General features: G+C 40.5%; 19 protein-coding genes. 12 read left to right on the forward strand and 7 right to left on the reverse strand.

Features of this window, described 5'->3' with window-relative positions; all coding sequences use genetic code 11:
- Positions 1–23: 23 nt before the first annotated feature.
- The 5 genes from JFU56_RS02155 to JFU56_RS02175 all read right to left on the reverse strand — a co-directional run bounded on the left by JFU56_RS02155 (position 24) and on the right by JFU56_RS02175 (position 4,665).
- A complete protein-coding gene (locus tag JFU56_RS02155) occupies positions 24–1,124 on the reverse strand; it encodes a hypothetical protein (protein ID WP_198435630.1) in 1,101 nt (366 codons plus the stop codon).
- Between the two features lie 63 nt (positions 1,125–1,187).
- Positions 1,188–2,840, reverse strand: a complete 1,653-nt coding sequence (locus JFU56_RS02160; protein WP_198435631.1) for a GH3 auxin-responsive promoter family protein — start codon at positions 2,838–2,840, stop codon at positions 1,188–1,190.
- Between the two features lie 10 nt (positions 2,841–2,850).
- Positions 2,851–3,642: a hypothetical protein gene (locus JFU56_RS02165; protein WP_198435632.1), complete on the reverse strand. Its 792-nt coding sequence runs from the start codon at positions 3,640–3,642 to the stop codon at positions 2,851–2,853.
- 478 nt (positions 3,643–4,120) lie between these two features.
- A complete protein-coding gene (locus tag JFU56_RS02170) occupies positions 4,121–4,423 on the reverse strand; it encodes a DUF2007 domain-containing protein (RefSeq protein ID WP_198435633.1) in 303 nt (100 codons plus the stop codon).
- A gap of 35 nt (positions 4,424–4,458) precedes the next feature.
- Positions 4,459–4,665, reverse strand: coding sequence for a DUF3565 domain-containing protein (locus JFU56_RS02175; protein WP_198435634.1), 207 nt, complete (start codon positions 4,663–4,665; stop codon positions 4,459–4,461).
- Between the two features lie 261 nt (positions 4,666–4,926).
- Between JFU56_RS02175 and JFU56_RS02180 the strand changes: the two genes are divergently transcribed.
- Together JFU56_RS02180 and JFU56_RS02185 are read left to right on the forward strand one after the other, a co-directional pair.
- Positions 4,927–5,670, forward strand: coding sequence for a sulfite exporter TauE/SafE family protein (locus JFU56_RS02180; protein WP_198435635.1), 744 nt, complete (start codon positions 4,927–4,929; stop codon positions 5,668–5,670).
- Between the two features lie 220 nt (positions 5,671–5,890).
- A complete protein-coding gene (locus JFU56_RS02185; RefSeq protein WP_198435636.1) occupies positions 5,891–6,379 on the forward strand; it encodes a murein L,D-transpeptidase family protein in 489 nt (162 codons plus the stop codon).
- Between the two features lie 42 nt (positions 6,380–6,421).
- On the opposite strand, the gene JFU56_RS02190 is transcribed toward JFU56_RS02185, so the two are convergent.
- The gene (locus tag JFU56_RS02190; RefSeq protein ID WP_198435637.1) at positions 6,422–7,357 is read right to left on the reverse strand and encodes a LysR family transcriptional regulator; all 936 of its coding nucleotides are present in this window, start codon (positions 7,355–7,357) and stop codon (positions 6,422–6,424) included.
- A 180-nt stretch (positions 7,358–7,537) separates the two neighbouring features.
- Between JFU56_RS02190 and JFU56_RS02195 the strand changes: the two genes are divergently transcribed.
- The 7 genes from JFU56_RS02195 (at position 7,538) to JFU56_RS02225 (ending at position 18,325) form a co-directional block, all read left to right on the forward strand.
- Positions 7,538–8,614, forward strand: coding sequence for an efflux RND transporter periplasmic adaptor subunit (locus JFU56_RS02195; RefSeq protein WP_198435638.1), 1,077 nt, complete (start codon positions 7,538–7,540; stop codon positions 8,612–8,614).
- A 3-nt stretch (positions 8,615–8,617) separates the two neighbouring features.
- Positions 8,618–11,686: an efflux RND transporter permease subunit gene (locus JFU56_RS02200; RefSeq protein ID WP_198435639.1), complete on the forward strand. Its 3,069-nt coding sequence runs from the start codon at positions 8,618–8,620 to the stop codon at positions 11,684–11,686.
- Positions 11,687–11,781: 95 nt separating this feature from the next.
- Complete coding sequence (locus JFU56_RS02205) at positions 11,782–13,167, forward strand: BamA/TamA family outer membrane protein (protein WP_306341619.1); 1,386 nt, start codon at positions 11,782–11,784, stop codon at positions 13,165–13,167.
- Between the two features lie 68 nt (positions 13,168–13,235).
- Positions 13,236–14,339 (forward strand): hypothetical protein, encoded by a 1,104-nt coding sequence (locus tag JFU56_RS02210; RefSeq protein ID WP_198435641.1) that lies wholly within the window; start codon positions 13,236–13,238, stop codon positions 14,337–14,339.
- A 259-nt stretch (positions 14,340–14,598) separates the two neighbouring features.
- Positions 14,599–15,555, forward strand: a complete 957-nt coding sequence (locus JFU56_RS02215; protein ID WP_198435642.1) for an autotransporter outer membrane beta-barrel domain-containing protein — start codon at positions 14,599–14,601, stop codon at positions 15,553–15,555.
- A gap of 366 nt (positions 15,556–15,921) precedes the next feature.
- A complete protein-coding gene (locus JFU56_RS02220; protein WP_198435643.1) occupies positions 15,922–17,232 on the forward strand; it encodes a BamA/TamA family outer membrane protein in 1,311 nt (436 codons plus the stop codon).
- Between the two features lie 70 nt (positions 17,233–17,302).
- Positions 17,303–18,325, forward strand: coding sequence for a hypothetical protein (locus JFU56_RS02225; RefSeq protein ID WP_198435644.1), 1,023 nt, complete (start codon positions 17,303–17,305; stop codon positions 18,323–18,325).
- Positions 18,326–18,471: 146 nt separating this feature from the next.
- Here JFU56_RS02225 and JFU56_RS02230 read toward each other — a convergent pair whose 3' ends face one another.
- The gene (locus JFU56_RS02230) at positions 18,472–19,476 is read right to left on the reverse strand and encodes a rhodanese-related sulfurtransferase (RefSeq protein WP_198435645.1); all 1,005 of its coding nucleotides are present in this window, start codon (positions 19,474–19,476) and stop codon (positions 18,472–18,474) included.
- Positions 19,477–19,654: 178 nt separating this feature from the next.
- Here JFU56_RS02230 and JFU56_RS02235 point away from each other — a divergent pair, with 178 nt between their 5' ends.
- The 3 genes from JFU56_RS02235 to JFU56_RS02245 all read left to right on the forward strand — a co-directional run bounded on the left by JFU56_RS02235 (position 19,655) and on the right by JFU56_RS02245 (position 22,651).
- Positions 19,655–20,197 (forward strand): hypothetical protein, encoded by a 543-nt coding sequence (locus JFU56_RS02235; protein ID WP_242065804.1) that lies wholly within the window; start codon positions 19,655–19,657, stop codon positions 20,195–20,197.
- 409 nt (positions 20,198–20,606) lie between these two features.
- Positions 20,607–21,356, forward strand: a complete 750-nt coding sequence (locus tag JFU56_RS02240; protein WP_198435646.1) for a glycerophosphoryl diester phosphodiesterase — start codon at positions 20,607–20,609, stop codon at positions 21,354–21,356.
- On the forward strand, positions 21,356–22,651 hold the full coding sequence (locus JFU56_RS02245) for an MFS transporter (protein WP_198435647.1): 1,296 nt from the start codon (positions 21,356–21,358) through the stop codon (positions 22,649–22,651). The genes JFU56_RS02240 and JFU56_RS02245 overlap by 1 nt, the downstream gene beginning before the upstream one ends.
- The last annotated feature ends 24 nt before the right edge of the window (positions 22,652–22,675 follow it).

The raw sequence follows: 22,675 nt of genomic DNA on the forward strand, positions 1-22,675 counted from the left end.
CCCTAAACCTTAAATATCGTCCTTTACAATCTAGCTGCTTCTAAATACAAAGGGTATGTATTGTCAAAATCACCGCGAGGATCATCATGATAACTTGCAATAAAGTGTTTGCTATAAAGTACTTTAGAGCGATATTGTTCAAGAATACGCTGGCGAGAATCTACCGAAGGTAAGCCACAGACAAGGGCCTGATAATTTTGCGCTAAACAGTCATTATAAATATGCGCTAATAACCGTGAAAATAACTTTTCATCATCATTAATGACTAACAAGCTATGCAGTGACACATATCTGAGTTTATCTCCGGCTTTCGGTAGCATCATGCCGCCGAACAATGTCGAGTAAGCATTATTCAATAAACGAACCACCGCCATTAACTTACTGTAAGCGACAAAACGAGTTTGCTTAAAACTACTCTGGTCCCAAATTCCCGCCATCGCGACAAGTTGCTGACCTTCAAACATCAAATAATAATTACTGATGACGAGTCCTCGATAATACTCATCGCCGTTTAACAATTTAATAAAGTCGTAATGCGGATAAAACTGTTTAGTCTTAGCCTGCTGCTCAAAAAACACTTGCATCAACTCAATGTCATTATGATCCGCTTTACGAATGTTGAACTTACTTTTCTGAATTGGACGAGGTCTCGTTAAATACAACATATGTGTTGTCATCTCGCCAAAGTCATAATAGGTAGGCGTAATACTGCGCCCACTACCGATCGAATTTAAAGAGGTATTATTATCACTCAGGATCACAGTCTGCATCCAATCACAGTCCATTGCTTGGCGGTAACATTTCAATAGGTTAAAAAGGGTTCGACCGCTTTTGAAGTCGGGATGGATCCGCAAGTCATTACCATAACGTATCGCCTGACGCACTCCATTAACGTAAACATCGCGATGGCCAATACTAAAAATGGCAGCAACGCGCTCACTTTCACGCTCAATAGCAACCCAGACATCCGGTTTCTGAGTTACCACTTTCGTGGCCATAAAAAAATCAGGCGCGCGTTCAAAATTGATTGTAATTGCCCCCTGCTGAGGAGTTGCTGCGATTAACGCAATCAATTCATCAGAATCGTTTGCTTGCGCTGGCCTTGTGTAAAATCGGCTTGCCATTTATATTACCTCTACGACTTAATGAAGCTTTATACATTGTATTAATGAACTACATACTGCTGCTTATGCTGCAATAGCTTCTAAAAAGGCACTTGGCATATCAATATCCCAAAGCACTAATGGCTCAATTTTGATATTACCAACAACCATGCCTCGCGCTTCACAGCGAGAATAATACAATTCACGCGCAGTCTGGCTGCAACATACTTTGAGCGCATCTAGCTGCCCAAGGTCCCTTGCCAACTGGTAATGAAAACACGCCTTCAGCTCCGCTTCCGCATTGGCTGCGACCTGTTGCATTTCCAGTTCGGTAATATGACTATTCGGTTCACAGAGCAAAAGATAGAATGGTTTTTCATTTTCATTATTGGCAGGAACAGCAAACACCGTTATCGCTGTTAAGCGGGGATTTTGCTCCGCTGTGTTCATGACTTCAAGCGCGATCTCTGGGCTCATTTTCTCACCCACAAGATCAATACCGTCTAAGCGACCTAAAAATTCAAAGCAAGGGCAATCTTGCAGAAAACCACTCACACGTAATTTGTCTTTCATCGCATAACGCAGCAAACCACTGCCAGTCGTTAATACAGGCCTGACAATTTGCTCTTGTTTTAGCTGCCAAGCAGGAAACACATCTTCAGTATCAAGGTCTATAAATTCATAAAAATGACTGCATATGGCTAATGGATATTGCCCTTGGAAAGGAATAGTAACAACGCCCTCAGTGGCCCACAGTCCCTTACCTTGAAACTCACCCTGAGGCAGTAAATTTTTCAATTTATTCGCCCACGAAGCAGATGACGACGTATCCCATGCGCTAACCAAAGCCAATTTAGGCCAGATTTGTTGTAATAGCTCGGCTGAAATATCGCCCTTCCACTGCAATAATATCTCAGCAACTCGTTGTGACTTAGGGCATTTCAGTCCAGGTAGTGCCGTAGCACGTTTCCCCCACTTACCCGTTGCTAATACTGATACCAGCTCTAATTTATGTTTAATAATATTATCAAATAAGGTCAGTGCAAAAGTCGGACTCCACACAGACAGAAAAGTTAAGGATTTATCCGCCAGTAAATAACATAAAGTGGCAAAGAGAGAGTCTTCCGATGTATCCGCTAAAGACACTCCTTCAGGTACCGAACTCGTTAAGCCCATAAATATTCGTTTCCACCAGGGCAGTAACTTCAAGTCATCATTCACTGCACCAGATATTGTCCGCCTTAGCTCTGTAGGCACCCAAGACAATGACCAATAGTGCGTCCCTTTAAGCATGCCCGGATTGTCCTTGTACATGTCCACCACCCAAGGCGAAATTGCAGCATCAAGTTCATTTAAAAATGACTGCGTATAAGGGATCCACTTTATTTTCGAAGTTGAACCACTGGTCGGCTGAAATCGCTCATTCGCTTCAACACTCAGCTCCTGGTTACTGCCCGACCTCGCCTTTTCGATTTGTGCAGCCCAATCGTCATATTCAGTGATGGGAACCTTACGAATAAACTCTTCATAAAATAGTGAGCTAGATAGATTGTATTTTTTACCTGATACACTCGGCGCGATCACTTTTAACAATGAACTTAATTTTTCACGTTGCACTGCTTGCGGATGCGCTAAAGCTGTACAAAATTGTTTGTATCCATGTAAGCTCAAATTGTTTGCAACTTTATGGGTGAGCTTATGTGCAATCTTACGGGTGATGCCATTTATTAACGCCATAACATTCCCCCTACTTAACTAATCGGCGAGTTAAACTGATAAGTCCTAAACCCCAATTTATATTATTTTTTTGCAAGGTCTTGCCTAGTGATTTACGTGCAAAATAGCTAAACATTGATGCATTAATTTGACCAATACAAGGCAGTTCCTTACCCTCACGCCAATTTGGATTACGGTCTTCAAAGAAACCAATTTTAGGTACAGTGCGTTTCAACTCTGAGGTTATCTCAGCCACTTCGCCACGTAGCTTTTGGTAATCGCCACCAAAATCTAAAATTTGCTGCTGTTCGTCAAAATAACTTGGGTACAGGTGCTGGCAATATTGATCGACAACAGATGACAATTCATCGAACTTGCCTTGATGATGTGGGTAATGTTTTGGGAAGTTATTAGCGAGTAATAAGTAGGTTTTATAACCTTTAGAAATAAGCAGCCAGAACAATGGCGTGAGTGGATCTCTGAGCTTTTCTTTGAGTAACACCTTAACAAAGCAAATCATCGCCTTATTGGTTCCCCAATACTGGCGCTCTAAAATGGTATCACCACTGAAAATACCTTTAACCTCTTTACCTTTCAGTCTGAAGCGTAACGTTTTTAGCGTACTAAAACCGACAATACGCTTTGATTTATTTTCACGTATCAAAATTAAACCGTCTTTTTCAGACAAATCATCAATGAATGTTGAAAAGTCCGCATTGTGATAATACTGAATAAAGAGGGTGTGCATTTCTTTGACTTGCTGAATAGAAATACGATCTAATGTAATGTAATCCGCTGATATCTTCTGTTTTGTCGTTTCCATTTGTGATCCAATCCTTGGCAAATGTGCGAGAGTAAAATGTACTCTCATTCAATCTCAAGCCATCCTTAGCTTGCTGTCTTTTAGACCATCCGAAGTGAAGGATTAAATCTGAAAGTAAAATTAATGTATCACTAAAATATACTCGCTTGAAGACAATCAAAATAGCTTAATTAAGTATGAAAACCGGACATAGAACAGCGATAAAAGTTAGATTAGCGAATACATTAAGTTTAAATAATACAAAAAAACCATTTAAGCAGATAAATCCCCTGACATCGCCGTTTTTAAAACTTTAGATCTGACCATTATATCTGCCGAAAAGTGACCGTTATCACAGGAAAAAAGGACTAGCTATAGAATAAAGAATCTAATTACCCATCATTTAGCATGATTAAAAATTAGTACTTTTTAAAGAGTAATCACAATGAGTTAACGCGTAATAATGAGAAGGAATGAGTCATGTCTATGACTCTGAACATTAATGTTCAGATTGGCAATTCCAACAAATATCAAATGAAGCATCATTTTTCTCGGCGCATTGCTGACAATACCAATCAGGATCATCCGCTCTACTGTGTATCGCTGAAATAATCTCAAGCGCGCGTTCAAGTTCATTATCATTGATTACCCAAAGCTCCATCCAAGCATCAAATGCCGATACTTCGCCGACGGCACCAGATGAAAACTCATTTTTAATTACGACATCAATGCGATGAGACTCGATAATGTTCTTAACATTGTTAACAAGAAAGCCATTTTCATGGGTATAAATTAATTTCATCTGATTTACTCCATCTAAAACCAATAGATTATGTGCTAGTCTTTATCGCGAGGGGCACCTTCATCACACTTTTTACAGCCAAGCTCAAAACCTAACATAGATTTACGGCCTTCTATGGTGATGACCCAAGGGCGACAAAACCAGGGTGGATTGTGACGAACATGCTGAAAATGATCACAGGCAAGTTCGGCGACCCAATCATCCTCTTCATCTTTATGGTAACCAACAATTGGCTGCTTCATTATTTCTTCCTATAAAATGCCAATACAATCTTCAATAAAATCAGCAATAAAATCTATAATGCTTCGAGCAATAACCCCGCCATCGAATTTACACTAAATAACACCATAAAGGATATAGAATAATTGAGTAATGACTATATTCTCAGTACAATACAGGCCTATTCGGAAATGTTAAGTAATTACCCATAACAGCGCATTAATGCCAACTTTCATGCGTAAATACCACGTGTTCGTATCAATTACCACGATTAGGAATACATAATGCTCGTCGAAACCTTGCTGCCCTTCATGGCCATTATTGCTGTCGCGACCTACGTACAAAGTGTCGCTGGATTTGCTTTAGGCATGATCGTCATGGGCACTGTGACCACGTTTAACTTAGTACCCATCGCATTCACCTCGGTCGTGATCAGCTTTGTCACCTTGATTAACAGTATTTTTATTTTAAAAGGCTGTATGCAACAACTCAACAGGCGTTTAGTATTATTGACCGTTGCGGGAATGCTACCAGGTTTAATGATTGGCTTAACATTACTTGAATATTTAAGTAATGAATACAACCAGGTATTACAAAATATTCTTGGCATCGCGATTATTGGTGCTGGCATTAGCATGATTTTAAAATCGCCACACAAAGACCGTAAGCAGTCTCATGAAAGCATGTTCTTTGGTGCAGGTACTGCGTCGGGTATTCTAACGGGCATGTTTAGTATGGGCGGTCCACCTTTGGTTTATATCTTCTACCGCCAACCGTTTACGCTTAACCTTATTCGTTTATACCTGTTAAGCATTTTCTTTGTTAGCTCAATAAGCCGTATCACTATGGTTGGTATTCAAGGTGGGTTAACGAGTGACATGCTATTGTTCTCCGTTATTTGTATTCCTGTCGTACTCAGTATGAGCTGGGTTGCTAAACATTATCCACCACCAATTAGCCTAGATACCATGCGCAAATTCGCATTTTGTTTATTGATGATTATCGGTAGTAGCTTATTGTTTGGCTAAAAATTATACAATATAGTTCCACGTAATAATATTACATATTTTATTTCTAGCAATTACATAGCAATCAAGCGCTTATATTTCATCAAAACACTCACTAACAAGACGTGCTTTGATGCATGACATCGAACACTCAAAACCACGTAATAACAGTTGAACCATATGAGTAAATGCGGTTTAATCGCGCCAACTTTTGGCTAACCGCAAGACCATTTTTACGACCATGTTCCAATTTCTATTCTTATCGACATTCGTTATATTTTCATTAAATAGCCACGCATCGCTACAGCTCCAAGCAGACTATATCTTGGTGAACAAATCCGCGCGCACTCTGCTATTGCTAAAAGATAACCAGATCATTAAGTCTTATCCTATTTCATTAGGTAAAAACCCCATTGGTGCTAAGACACAACGTGGTGATAAGAAAACCCCTGAGGGAATATATAATATTGATTTCAAGAACAGACAAAGTAAATTCCATTTAAGCCTGCACATCAACTACCCCAATCAATTCGATAAGCAACGCTCAGGCAAAGATAATCTAGATCCAGGCGGCAGTATTTATATTCATGGTTTACCAAATAAAAATCGCAATGCAGGGCTATTAATTGGCTCAGATTGGACAAATGGCTGCATTGCCGTCAGTAATAAAGAAATTCGCGATATCGCTAAATATGTACCAAACGGTACACCGATAGAAATAACACCTTAAGTTACTCGTAGATAAGTAACTCGATAAAAATCAGTTAAGACATTAATACCAAGCTTTACCTTCCCTGCTTTTAGTACAGATAGGCAGATCATCTGACGTCATAAAGTTCAGCATGTGATCAATCAAACGTTGGCTAGCCAAACTAACAAAACGACGAGATGGATAAGTTAGGTAGCATTTACCTTCATAGGGTTGGACATCAGCAAACAATCGAATCAATTTACCCGCTTTAATATACTCTTCACACAGCCGCTCTGGTATATAAGCAATACCACGGTTAGCGAGCGTACTTTCCAATGCCAACTGTACGCTGTTAAGACAAATATTGCCGCTGACAGATAAGAATTTATTGTTACCTAAAGGCAATTCATTAAATACTTGACCATTAGGGAAGCGAAACATTATCGAATTATGTTGGCTAATATCACTGAGCTTCGCCGGTGTTCCTGCTTTATCAAGATATTCAGGGCTCGCTACAAAATGTAATATCTCACTCAGAACAGGACGAGCGACCATGTCGATGTCTATATTATTGAATGCCTCATCTACCATAAAGGCGATATCAATATTATGACGGATCATATCTAGCGGTTCTGCATTAACAATAAGCTCAACAGTTAACTTGGGGTTAAGATCCATAAATTGATAAATACCGTTAACAATGAGCATTAAATCTGGTACTGGAAATAGCAGAATGCGCAAATGACCACTGATCTCTGCATGTTTATCGGTAATATCAGTGATGGTTTGCTCTAAGCTTGCCAGTAAAGACAAGGTTTTATCATAAAAGTGGCTGCCCGCAGTGGTTAACGTCATAGCCCTGTTTTGACGATGAAATAGTTTCACCCCTAAATCATCCTCTAACCCCTGTAAGCGCCGACTGATTGTCGATTTAGGCAGGTATAATAATCCAGCAGCATCAACTAAACTCCCCGCCTCTACAATCCGATGGAACAAGGCTATATCTTCTGTTTTCATCCAATTTCCTCTTAGAGCACAAATAAGTTTGCATTACACCACACCACATAAGATCACACCACAATATAGTTCCATTATATGCAACCGATGGTTCCATATAGATTCATTTTTATCAACCATATATGTTGCTATATTGCCATCAATTGTATTATCAACGTCAATATGACTGGAATTAAGGTTATGAACCTCTACATAAAAACCATTATACTATTCACCGTTGCTGCTGTTATCAACGGCTGCAGCGCTGAGTCAAAACAACCTTTAACACCCTCAATAAGACCGGTTAAATTATTAACCATTGCCGACATGCAGGCTGACTCTATTCGTCGTTTTCCAGCCAAAGTAACAGCAACAGAACAAGCGAACCTGGCTTTTCGCTTATCGGGCCAATTAGTTGAATTTTCATTAATTGAAGGTCAGCATGTGAACAAAGGTGCTGTACTAGCCCGCCTTGATGATAGAGACGCACGTAATACTTTACTGCATCGAGAGGCCGAGCATGACCTTGCTGCAGCAGATTTTAAACGTAAAGGGAAACTACGTGATACTCAATTGCTTTCTCAAGCAGAATATGACCTAGCTAAAGCGCAGCTAAAATCTGCACAAGCGGCTCTTTTCACCGCGCGAGATCAACTCAGTTATACAGTATTAAATGCACCTTACAGTGGTACGGTCGCCAAGATATCGGCCGATAACTATCAGATGGTGCAAGCTAACCAAACGTTATTAGTATTACAACAAGACCGTAATATCGACATCGTCATTCAAGTATCCGAAACATTAGCGACCCGCGTGACGCAACTGACCCCAGGTACGGAAAATCAAGCTCAGGTTATATTTTCAGCGCAGCCGAATATATCTTATCCCGTCACATTAAAAGAATACGCAACACAAATAACCCCTGGTACACAAAGCTATGAAGTGGTATTTACCTTACCACAACCGAGCAATAGCCAGATCTTACCGGGTATGAGCGCAGAGTTGACCTTAGACATCGCGACAACAAAAAAAACCGTCGCCATATTGCCCACCAGCGCAGTGATGAAAAGAGATGCTAACGGTCAAAACATCATTTGGTTATACAACAGTGAAATGCACACAGTAACGCCGCAACCAGTAACACTGGGGAAAGTTCGCTCACAAGGTATTGAGATAACATCCGGTCTCAAAATCGGTGATCAAGTGGTCACCGCTGGTATTCAGCAATTATCTGCTGGATTGGTGGTAAAACCACTGCACTGGCAACGTGGAGTATAACCGATGAATTTCGCTCAATACTCAATCCAGCATAAAGTCGTTAGCTGGATGTTCGCGCTGTTATTATTAGTTGGCGGCAGCATCTCATTTTTCGGTTTAGGCCAATTAGAGTTTCCTGAATTTACCATTAAACAAGCTTTAGTCGTCACTAGCTACCCTGGCGCATCACCGGAACAAGTCGAAGAAGAAGTCACCCTTCCACTAGAAGATGCATTACAACAACTTGATGCAATCAAGCACATCACCTCAATTAACAGTGCCGGTTTATCACAAATCGAAATTGAGGTTAAAGAACAATATGGCGCCAACGAATTACCACAGATATGGGATGAAGTTCGCCGTAAGGTCAATGATGCCATCAAGCTATTGCCTCCTGGCGTAGCGACACCCAACGTCATTGATGATTTTGGCGATGTGTTTGGGATTTTAGTCAATATCACTGGCGATGGTTACAGCAATAGAGAGCTACAAAATTACGCTAATTTCTTACGTCGAGAATTAGTGTTAGTAAATGGCGTCAAAAAGATTGTCATCGCAGGCAAAGTTGCCGAACAGGTTGTAGTAGAAATATCTCAACAAAAACTCTCCGCTCTGGGGCTGAATCAAGATTACATTTATAGCCTTATTAACGCGCAAAACGTGGTATCGAATGCCGGTAGCATTCGCGTTGGTGATGACCGTATTCGTATTCATCCAACAGGTGAGTTTACCGATGTAACACAAATGGAACGCTTGTTAGTCAGTGCGCCTGGCAGCACCAAACTGATTTACCTTGGTGATATTGCCAACATTTATAAAACCGCCAATGAAACACCGTCAAATCTTTATCATGGTCAAGGGGAAGCTGCTTTATCTGTAGGCATCTCTTTTTCCAGTGGCGTCAATGTGGTTGATGTCGGTGCGGCGGTAAATCAACGACTGGCAGAACTCGAAGGCGAACGTCCCATTGGTATCGAGCTATTGACCGTTTATGACCAAAGTAAAATGGTTGATGATACCGTCAATGGTTTCTTGATTAATTTAGCCGAATCGATTGCAATTGTTATCGTGGTATTACTGATCTTTATGGGGCTACGTTCTGGTTTATTAATGGGACTGGTATTATTACTGACCATACTCGGTACCTTCATTGTCATGAACATACTCAACATTGAGTTACAAATCATTTCATTAGGTGCACTAATTATTGCCCTTGGTATGTTAGTTGATAATGCGATTGTCGTCACTGAAGGTATTCTTATCGGTATCCAGCGTGGTCAAACACGGCTAGAAACAGCCAAACAAGTCATATCTCAAACCCAATGGCCACTACTCGGTGCCACCATTATTGCGATTATCGCTTTTGCCCCGATTGGTCTGTCAGATAATGCCACGGGTGAATTTTGTGCATCCTTATTTCAAGTATTGTTGATCTCCCTGTTTATCAGCTGGATCACCGCGATGACACTTACCCCGTTTTTTTGTGATTTAATGTTTAAAGACGGTGATAACAATTCAGCCCAAGATGATGACCCGTATAAAGGTGTTATATTTCAGTTCTATCGTGGCGTTCTTACTCTTGCGATCCGTTTTCGTATTATTACTGTTGCGATAGTGATCACTGCGCTTATTGCTTCAGTTATCGGCTTTGGCCATATTAAAAATGTATTTTTCCCACCTTCTAGTACACCGATATTTTTTGTCGATGTATGGATGCCAGAAGGGAGTGATATTAATGCCACAGAGCAACTTGTCGCCCGTATTGAACAAGACTTAATGCAACAGCAACAAACCAAGGATGTCGGTTTAGTTAACCTAACCAGTGTTATTGGTCAAGGTTCGCAACGCTTTGTATTGTCTTATGTGCCAGAAAAAGGCTATAACGCCTATGCTCAGTTATTAATTGAAATGACCGATCTCAACACCCTAAATACATTTATGCGTAAACTAGAAATAGATCTGCTACAGGATTATCCTGAAGCCCAGTTCCGCATTAAGTATATGGAAAATGGTCCGAGCCCTGCGGCTAAAATAGAAGCTCGTTTTTATGGTGAAGACCCTAAAGTGCTACGCCAATTAGCGGCACAGGCTGAAGCTATCTTAATCGCTGAGCCGACGGCCACCGGTATCCGTCATAACTGGCGTAATCAAGTCACCTTAATCAGACCACAACTGGCATTAGCACAGGCACGAGAAACCGGGATCAGTAAGCAAGATCTGGATAACGCCCTGCTGACTAACTTTAGCGGTAAACAAGTCGGTATCTATCGTGAAAATAGCTATCTGATGCCAATCATAGCCCGCGCCCCTGCTACTGAACGACTGGATGCCGATAGTATTTGGAAGCTACAGGTGTGGAGCGCCGACAATAATTTATTCGTACCAGTGACTCAGGTCGTCAGCGATTTTAACACTGAATGGGAAGACCCAATGATCATGCGCCGTGATCGTAAACGAGTGCTCTCAGTATTAGCAGACCCGATTAATGGCACAGGAGAAACAGCAGATTCGGTATTTAATAAGATCCGCGCAGACATTGAAGCAATATCTTTACCAGCTGGTTATAGCCTCGAATGGGGGGGGGAATTTGAAACCACCACAGAGGCACAGACGTCGGTGTTTAGCTCAATTCCTTTAGGTTATTTAGCTATGTTTTTAATCACGGTATTGCTGTTTAATTCAGTGCGCCAACCACTGGTCATTTGGTTTACCGTGCCGTTAGCATTAATCGGGGTAGTATCGGGGTTACTGCTCTTTGACGCACCTTTTAGCTTTATGGCCTTATTAGGTTTGCTCAGTTTAACTGGCATGATCATTAAGAATGGCATTGTACTCGTCGACCAAATAAATTTGGAGCTAAGCCAAGGTAAAGCACCTTATGCCGCGGTAGTTGATTCATCCGTGAGCCGAGTGAGACCGGTTCTCATGGCGGCTATTACCACGATGTTAGGTATGATCCCATTACTATCGAACGCCTTTTTCAGTTCAATGGCGATCACTATTATCTTTGGTTTAGGCTTCGCGTCGATATTAACCTTGATTGTATTACCAGTTACTTACACGCTCGTTTTCAAGATCCCTAATCGAGATTAACCCACTGTAAATACCCCGACGCTACTGCTGTGATTGCAGGTATATGCGTCGGGTAGCAAACCCCACCTAGCTATTCACGTAATTATACCAGTTGTATGACAATACCCGCCTTATCTATACTAGCCACTTTTTGGAGACGCCTTATTAAGCGTACTTACCTAATCTTGCTTGTTTTAGCCTCATACCTTGTTTTAACACCGCAGATAACAAATGCCGACCCGCTCATCAAATACCAATATCTACCGATAACAGTTGCTGATATGCCCTTTTTTGCGACTGAAGAACAGGCTGAACAACGTACGCGTGAATATAACCATGCTATCGATGCGATTAATGATGCTTTAGAGACCTGCGATAAAAGTGAATGTATAACGTTGAAGCAACGTCAGGCAGATCTAGAATATGCCATTGACGATCACCAAGAAAAAAATGGTACTTCAATTATGTCTTTACTTGGTGGGCCAGCCTACACACCTGAAGTTGGCTTAATGCTCGCCGTTGGCGGGTTATTCTCGTTTAGTACCAATCGTGAAGAACAAACATTACAACGCTCAAGTGTCTCCTTATTTGCGGTAGGAACCCAAGGTGATGCAGGGGTCGGTTATGGGATCCGCTCAAAGCAAAATTTGTTTTTCGATAGTAATGATACGCGTTTCACAGGCGCCCTGACATTCAGTGATGATGCCGAAAACTACTGGGGCGTAGGTTACGATAAAGGCAAAGCACAAAATGCATCCGCTGATACCTTGATGCGTAATACTGCGTTAACTTATGACGCGAATCTGTCTTTTAAAAATGATTACGGCTTCTATTTTGGTCCTGCCTTAAGACTGAAATATTACCAAGCGGATGAAGATGAGATCCCTATAGCCGCACAGCAAGATGACGATTTTAACGAATTTAAAGACAAACCGTTATCCATAGGTCTAGGGATCACATTGAATTTCGATAGCCGAGATGTGACCGTTAACGCATGGCAAGGTCAGTACTTCAATTTTGAATACATTAATTACGGTTCGAATATCGGCAGCGATAATGATTACCAAAAGGCGTTGATCGATTACCGTTATTACCACAGCTTTAATCCTGGCCGTGTCATCGCCTTTTACAATGCGCTGCAATGGAGCAATGGTGATGTGCCGTTTTACGATATGCCAACGCTTGGTGGTAGTTTTTCACTTCGTGGCTTATACGCTGGCCGGTTTAGAGATAATAACGCAGTTGAGCATACTACTGAATATCGCCACACATTCCTGCGTGATAACGGCAATTTATCCGCCCACGGCATGACAGTATGGGCAGGTATTGGCTCTGTTGCAGGTGATGCAGATGTAGATAGTAGCCACTTGTATGAAGATTTATTGTATAGCTACGGATTTGGTTACCGTTATGAATTACAACCAAGGATGAATGTACGAATAGACTTCGGCTTCAGTGCAGATGATAGCGGCTTTTTCCTGACTTTTACTGAAGCGTTTTAATCACGACTGATATTTAAAACCTTAATATTTGAACTTTCTATTTTTAAACTTTGGACCTTTTCAATACAATGAAACGAATAGCACTTACTTTATTCACAGCTTTAACCGCTCCACTCACTTTTGCAAACGGTAGTAATGCTATAGCACAAGTTGATACGGCAACCAGTAATGCGTTATTCCCACCGTTATTTGAGGTGCAAGATAACACTGTATTTGGTTTACCGTCTCTTATGTCTCAAGAACCAAATGCAGCGTTACTGACACAGAAGGACACTGAGAGTGAAACACCCAAGTTAGATCTATCAATGGCAGATAAAAAAACAACGTACCCAGCGAAGAAATGGGAACACGCTTTACCTTTTTTTGCCGAAGACGTCATCATGAATGGTTATGACTTACCACTGCCATTTGGTATCAGTATTATTTATGCCAACGTACAACAAGATATGACTCTAACCGACTTATCGGTTGGTTACGGTGGCTCAGAAAAAGTAGATATAGACTTTGTTTCGTTTGATAACACCGAGTCCAATACCCACACCCCACAGTTAAAATTAGATGCTTGGATATTACCATTCATGAATGTGTTTGCCACAGTCGGTAAATTAACAGGAACGGTCGACATTAACTTTGCCATTGATGGTAATGATGCATTAGAACAAGGCAACGTAGATTGCACTTTAATTAAAAATCGTCCTCTATGTAAAGCCTTAAGTGACAAACGCCTTGAAGTCGAAGACATTGAAGCGAGCCTAACCGGAATGTCTTACGGAGCCGGTATGATGTTTGTCGGCGGCTGGAACAGTTACTTTATTTCTGTCCCTGTGACATTCACCTGGACCGATATGGACCGCAGTGAAACAGATGGTTATGTGGTTAATGTGCTGCCTCGCGTTGGTAAACAGTTTCAGTTTAATAACGGCTCAAGCTTATCACTGTACGTCGGCACCAGTTACTTGAAGAGCCAGTTAACGTTATCTGGCTCGCAGCCTATTCCCGGCACCAATCAAAGTATTGATTATAAAGTAGAACAAGAAAACGTCGATAAATGGATGGGGTTGGTCGGCGGTAGCTATAATTTAAGTAAAAACTGGATGCTAGCCTTTGAATATGGCGGTATCGGTGGCGCTAGTCGCCAACAATTTATTACTAACCTGTCTTATCGTTATTAGCTGCTTATTTTCGTGTTGATGGTTACAAACTGACGTTATTATTTAAGAATAAGTACAGGTTCAGTATATAAAACCACCGAACCTAGTGATTGATTATTGTTTATTAATCATTTTTTTATAACATTGCATTAACTTAAGTGCGCATCTAGAATGGCCCATCTTTGTAAGATACATTATTTTCCATGTGTAAAAAACACCTGGTATGAATTAGGTTACGGAGGCTATTTTAAACGTTATAACTTGGGATTTCTGCAACACGATGAAACGAACGCCTCTTACATTAATACCAGCTATAATAACAATTCTAACAACTACTTTCGCCGTGCCACTTACTTATGCTGACGATATAACGATAGCCGATAACACAGTTTCTGTAACGAAAAAATGGGATCGCCTCTTACCTTTTTTTGGCGAAAGAGCGGTCATGAATGGCCATGACTTACCGCTTCCATTTGGCATCAGTGTTATTTATGCCGATGCACAGCAAGATATGACACTGACCGATTTATCTGTTGGCTTTGAAGGTTCAAAAGAATTCGACCTTGATTTCATTTCGTTTGATAACACCATATCCCACACCCAAACTCCTCAGCTAAAGTTAGATGCGTGGGTACTGCCTTTCATGAATGTATTTGCTACCTTTGGCAAGGTTGTTGGAACCGCCAACATTAACTTTGCAATTGATGGGAATGAAGCCTTAAAACAAATGGGGATCAAATGCCCTTCGGAAACTAATACTGACATATGTAAAAAACTTAACAATCAACGCTTTGAAATCGATGAGGTTGAAGCCGATATCAGTGGTATGTCTTACAGTACGGGTTTAGTACTCATTGGTGGCTGGAACAGCTATTTCATATTACTGCCTGTCGCTCTATCTTGGACAGATATGGAACGCAATGACAGTGATAGTTACACCGTTAATATCTCACCACGATTAGGCAAGAAATTTACATTCAATAACGGAACTCATCTATCCTTATATACTGGTGTGAGCTATTTAAACAGCCAACAAAGGCTATCAGGCTCACAAGATATCGATGGCACCGGCGAGAGTTTCAACTATACAATATCTCAAGAAAATATTGATAAATGGATGGGCGTTGTCGGTGGCAGTTACAGCTTAACCAAACACTGGTCATTAGCCTTTGAATACGGCGGTTTCGATGGTGGCAATCGTCGACAATTTGTCTCGAATTTAACTTATCGTTACTAGCTTATCGTTATTGGTTTATAGTCATAAGTTTATAGCTATTAGCGTTTTTATATTGCCCTGTCGAAACACAATACTGTGACACTGTAATGACACTTAAAACAGTATAATTTAGTCTCTAACATCCCCCCTTAAATAATTCAAACACAGTAAACCATAACATACCTAGTGATGTATTATTGAATATTTTCAACACCTTGCATTAGTCTCGATGCATGCATAAAATACGGCCCTCTTTGGAATCTCAATGAATAAAATTGATTCTTCTATTGTCATAATAAAAGTCTCAATCAGCGGTAACTTTCACGTATTTTTCACAACTGAAAATTTACAATCACGCCGCTTATAAATACCATTTTTGGAGATCACTTGATTAAACGATTTTACGTATCTTTACTTGCTTTCACTCCGTTAATGACACATGCAGATCCACTCACCGAGTATCAGTATTTACCTACCGTTGTAACAGAGATGCCTTTCTTTTCGACGGACACGCAAGCACAACAACGCACAGCAGAATACAACACTGCGATTGATGCGCTTGATACAGCCCTTGATGACTGTGAAGCTGAAGTATGTGAAACGTTAAGTCAACGTCAAGCCGACCTTGAATATGCTATCGATGATCACCAGGAAAAAAATGGTGCGTCAATCACGTCTTGGTTAGGCGGACCAGCTTATACCCCAGAAGTCGGTTTAATGGTTGCTGCTGGTGGTTTATTTTCGTTTAGTACTAATCGTGAAGAGCAAGCATTACAACGTTCAAGCGTGTCCTTATTTGCTGTTGGAACACAAGGTGATGCCGGTTTTGGTTATGGCCTTCGCTCAAAACAAAACCTATTTTTTGATAACAATCACACCCGCTTTACGGGCGTATTAAACTTTAGTGACAGTGCTGAAAATTACTGGGGCATTGGTTACGACAAAGGCAAAGCTCAAGATTCATCAGATGACACCTTGATGCGTAATACCTCGCTGACCTATGACGCGAATCTATCCTTTAAAAATGATTACGGTTTCTATTTTGGCCCCGCGCTACGTTTAAAATATTACCAGCCTGACGAAGATGAGATCTCACTAACGGCAAGCCTAGACGATAACTTTAACGAATTTAAAGATAAACCTTTATCTATCGGCTTAGGTATCACGGTCAATTACGATACTCGAGATGTCACTGTCAATGCGTGGGAAGGTCAATACCTTAACTTTGAATACATTAATTATGGTTCGGTGATCGGTAGTGACAATGATTACCAAAAAGTGCTGCTTGATTATCGTTACTACCATCGCTTTAATCCCGGCCGTGTTGTCGCTGTTTACAATGCGATGCAGTGGAGTAAAGGTGATGTACCTTTCTATGATATGCCAACACTCGGCGGTAGTTTCTCACTACGCGGTTTATACGCGGGTCGCTTTAGAGATAATAATGCCATTGAGCACACAGTTGAATACCGCCACACATTCTTACGCAGCAACGGTAATTTATCTGCACACGGCATGACTGTATGGGCTGGCATAGGCTCAGTTGCTGGCGATGATAGCAATCTGTATGACAACCTTTTATATAGCTACGGTGTTGGCTATCGCTACGAGTTACAGCCGCGCATGAATGTGCGTATTGATTTTGGCTTAAGTGCTGATGACAGCGGATTCTTCCTGACGTTCACAGAAGCCTTCTAGTTTGAGCACGACATCTTAAAATATTATAAAACAACAATTTGAATTTAACACTTTGGACTCTTGCAATAAAATGAAATTAACAACACTTGCTTTATTAACAGCGTTAACGACGCCAATTGCTTTTGCAAACGATACAGAACAGTCAGAGCTAAAATCAGCGGCTATCACATTAACGCCAGAAACATCTGCTGCGATAGATTCAAATGATAATGCTCTGTCATTTCCTGAGTCATTCAAACCTCAAGGTGAAGCAGTATTAGGCTTACAATCACTTGAGTCTCAAGAGATCGCGATCCAAGAAGAGCATTGGAGTGGCTTACCTTTCTTAGGAAAGAAAGCACGTGAAATGGGGTATCAACTGCCTATCCCACTGGGTTTTAATGTTTATTATAATAAACAAGAAGTTGGTTATATTGCGCAAGATGACTTTAATGTGAAGCTAAATGGAATAGGCGTCATAGTACCAAAAGACGACGTCACAATTACAGGTGAGGATGAAAGTATACAACTTAAAGTTGATGCATGGATCTTACCCTTTTGGAATATTTATGGTTTAGTTGGCCACACAAAAGGTAGCAAGAATATAATCGTTAACCCTGAGAATGTTTCAAACCCAGTTTTAAGCAGACTTCCAACATTTACATTACCGATTGAATACACTGCAAATAATATCGGTATCGGGACTGTATTAGCAGGTCAAGTGGAAGTAATTCCGGGCATGCATCCTTTCATTTTCACTGGTGTTATGGCGTTTACCAACTCTTGGACGACAACGACAGACAGTACAATTCAGACTTATATCGGTTCATTCCGTGCAGGGCAGCGTTACGCTGTTCCAGGTGGACAATTAGCGGTTCTACTTGGTTATAATTATCAATTAATTAATCAAAATATTACCGGTAACTATTCATTTCCTGATATAGGTAATGGACTAGATGTAGAATATGACCTTGACCTAAAAAGTGAAGAAACAGGTAACATGTCTGTGAGCATGGTGTATGACTTTGGTCCGAAACAAGAATGGAATATGTTCTTAGAGTATGGTTTCTTAAACTGGAACCAAGTGATCTTCTCTGTTGGTCGTCGTTTCTAATATCGACTCTTTAGTGAAAACTAAGCACTACAGCTAAACACTAATGTATAGATAATAAAAAGCCGCTGTTACTCTACTGTTATTTTAATTTCAGCAAGTAACAGCGGCTTTTTAGTCTTAGCTAAACACTCAAATAAGTTTAAACCTTATTTTGCGTTTTGCTCAGCTTTCTTCTTCGCTTTTTCAATACGACGTTCGTCAATGATGTGTTTAATCTCACCACCGATATGTGACTCGCCACGTTTTTCAGCAAGTTCCATCTGACGCTCACGCTCTGCAAAACGGCTACGTTGCTCATCAGTTACCTGATCATGACAACGGTGGCAGCTAAGACCTTTAACGTAATGCTCACTTTGTAATTCATCTTGCGTTAACGGGTAACGACAAGCGAAACACTGGTCACATTCGCCTTGCTCTAGATCGTGGTTTACTGAAACTCGACCATCGAATACAAAGCACTCGCCTTCCCACATCGTTTCTTCTTTTGGCACTTCTTCAAGATACTTAAGAATACCGCCTTCTAAATGATAAACTTCGTCAAAGCCCTGCTCTTTTAAATAAGCAGTCGATTTTTCACAACGAATACCACCGGTACAATACATCGCAACTTTCTTGTGTTTCTCTGTATCTAAGTTGTTTTTCACATACTCAGGAAATTCACGGAAAGTAGCTGTATTTGGGTTCACAGCGTTTTGGAATGTGCCAATTTCAATTTCATAATCGTTACGGGTATCAATTAGGATCACTTCTGGATCAGAAATAAGTGCATTCCAATCTTTAGGTTGAACATAAGTACCAACAACTTGGTTAGGATCGATTCCTTCCACACCCATGGTTACGATTTCTTTTTTCAACTTAACCTTAGTACGTAGGAACGGGTTCTCATCGTTATAAGATTGTTTGAAAGAGATTTCGCCAAGGCTTGGGTCTTGAGATAAAAAGCTTAATACAGCATCAATACCTGCTTGTGGCCCAGCAATAGTACCGTTGATACCCTCAGCCGCTAATAACAGCGTACCGCGAACATCCTGGCTTTCCATTTTTGCTAATAAAGGCGCGCGTAACGCTTCGAAGTTTTCTAAACGTACGAATTTGTATAATGCACAAACTGTAATTTGAGCGGTATTATTGGTAGTGATTGGTGCTGACATTTGGTTATTCCCCATTGAGCTAACTAGAACGTAAATCCAGAGCTGTAGATTAAGGCGGCGATGGTAACAGAAATACGATATAGCGACCAGTGAAATTGATCTAGATCAATAAAATATAGCCAAGTCATAATGAGCTATACTGACAATACCTTTCTGGGCTTAATAAACAAGGAGACGTATGATGAAAATTACTTCCTATCTCATAAGTTCAATATTACTGTGCACACCCTTTACAGTGACTGCATATCAAGACGATGACTCAAAACAATTAATCCAAGACGCCCTAAGCGCAGCACCTGTAGCTATGCGTGACAAAGTGACGGTTGTTGATTGGAATAAGAAGGTATTGAAAAAAGGAACAAATAACTACACTTGTTTCCCAACACCGCCAAGTCTCAAAGGCAAAGCACCCATGTGTATGGATGGTCCTTGGATGGCATGGGCTGACGCATGGATGAACAAAAAACCTTTTCAAGCTAAAGCCATGGGGATCTCGTACATGCTCGCGGGTGATGAAGGCGCAAGCAATACAGACCCTTATGCCAAAGGAAAAACAAGCGACAACCAGTGGGTCAAAGAAGGTCCGCATTTAATGATTATTACGCCCGATAAAGCCCTACTCGATTCACTACCGACTGACCCACATAATGGCGGTCCTTATGTGATGTGGAAAGGCACACCTTATGTTCATATTATGATCCCTGTTAACACACAAAAATAAAGGTGATGCAATAATGAGGCTTATCTTATAATAATCCTCATTATTGCTACAATTTAACGGCATTATTTAACCTCATCACTGTAGAGTAAATAAAATTAACATGTCAGGTTAACGATATCCAAAGCATAATAATAACCACACAATTTACGTCACATAATTTAACCCAGCTTTAACTCTACTTACAAACACACCTATTAACACCTTCGAGTGTAACTTCCAAACGAAAGAAAAGTGTTCCTTTACGTATTTGCACTAGTTTAAAATCGTTTAATTAGGTTAAAAACCAAACAAGTGAAACCTTTATTTGAGCATTTAAGCTTTCGAATGGTGATAATTGTATGCATGTCACATTTCGTTTATATAATCTCCCTTATTATCTCGCCATCATTTAGTTGCAAAAAGGTTAACAATGAAAAGATTGATTGCTCATCGTGGAATGTCATCACTGGCTCCAGAAAATACATTAGCCGCATTTTCTTTATGTAAAGAACATAATATCCAATGGTTCGAATGTGACGTGGATATTTTAAAAGACGGTACGATCATTGTTTCTCATGACGATACACTCGACCGTTGTACAGATAAGAGCGGTCAGTTATGTAAAATCAGCCATGCCGATATCGAAAATATCGATGCTGGTAGCTGGTTTGCAGATGAATTCATTGGTGAAAAACTGCCTACGCTACAAGAGCTAATTGCCCTAGCCAATAAGCTTGAACTAAATATGAATATCGAAATTAAATCATGTGCAGCAAGTGCAGCATTAAGCTATGTACTGATTGATAACTTAATTGCTGGTCTAAAAGATCTGAACCCTGAACGTGAACTGATCGTATCAAGCTTCAACCACCTAGCCCTCACCGAATTTAAACGTCGTAGCCCAGAAACCCAAGTTGCTTGCTTATTTGAAAGCCACACGTTGTGGGACGATTGGAACTCAATTCTAGATTGGTGTAATGCAGATTACATCCACCCAGAAGACAAAGGTTTAACCCAAGAAATGGTGCACAAATTTAAAGCCGCTGGTTTTAAAGTTAACGTATGGACGGTAAACGACCTTGCGCGTGCCAATCAACTATTCAACTGGGGCGTTGACGGTATTTGTACCGATATCGCCCATAAATTCCCATCAAAATACAAAACACTAGGTAACAAATAATGAGCTTATTAGGAAAAATCGGCTTCGATTCAAAAACCCGATTTTACGGTTTTTTGTCTGTCGTACTATCAGGACAAATCATTTACTCTGCTTTTGAAGCATTTAAAGGTACGTTTTATAACTTACTGCTTGAAGTACTAAACATCGATAATACGCAAATGGGTGTATTGTTTACCTTAATTGGTTCTGCAATGTTTTTCTACATTCCAGCGGGTTGGGTAAACAACCGTTTCTCTGTGCGTTCGATTCTAATGACCAGTATGTTCATTCGCTTTTTGAGCATGATGGCCATCATTATCTTCCAACCAGAATTTACCTACTTGATCGTTATTGCCGGACTTTGGGGTCTAATCGATGCGATCTTCTGGCCAGCGGTTGTTAATGGCGTTAACTTAATGTCAGGTGATAACAACAAGGGGATGGCATTTGGTTTATTAGAGTCTATCCGCCGCGCGACAGAAATGAGTATGAACGCAATTATCGTTGGTATCATGGCGCTAGTCAGTGGTTCAATCTTAATTTTCCAAGGCGCGATCGTATTCTATACGCTACTTATCCTGCCTATGATCTTCTGTGTATGGAAATTCGTACCAGACAATCAATTAGAAGTTAAAGCTGGCGAAAGTAAAAACAAAGCCGCATTACAAGGTTTATTCTACGTATTGAAAATGCCAACAGTATGGTTAGCAGCACTTACGTCGCTAACAGTTTACTGGACTTACATTACACTTATCTACACTGTACCGTACTTACAAGCTGTATTCGGCTTAACAACGGCAGAAGCGGCTATCTTCGGTATCATTAACACTGGTGCGATGGGTGTTGTTGCTGGTCTTGTAGCTGGTTCGATTGCTGATTTTGTATTTAAGTCATCGATTAAAATGATGTTGTGTGCACTTGGCCTTACAGTTGTCTGTTTAGGTATTACAATTTTACTGCCTAAATCAGCTGAAATGTTAGTAATGAACATGATCCTACTAATGTGTTTTTCGTTTAGTATCTTCCTAGCAAAAGGCATTATCTTAGCGCCGATTGCTGAAGCTGGCGTACCAAAAGAATTCAGTGGCGCAGCGATGAGTGTTGGTTCATTCGCAGCCTATGCATCTGTATTCTGGGCTTACGCACTAAACGGTTGGATCATTGATACTTACCCTGCGATTCAAGCTTACCAAATGATCTTTGGTATTGGTTTAAGTGTATCGGCATTTGGTATGTTCACTGCAATTTGTCTGCTGTTATTAAAACGCAAACAAGGTGATGGCGATATCTCTGCAGATGACGCAACACCAGCTTAATATTTGAATCTAAAATAAAATAGC

This window comes from Moritella sp. F3, assembly GCF_015082335.1.
Classification (GTDB): domain Bacteria; phylum Pseudomonadota; class Gammaproteobacteria; order Enterobacterales; family Moritellaceae; genus Moritella.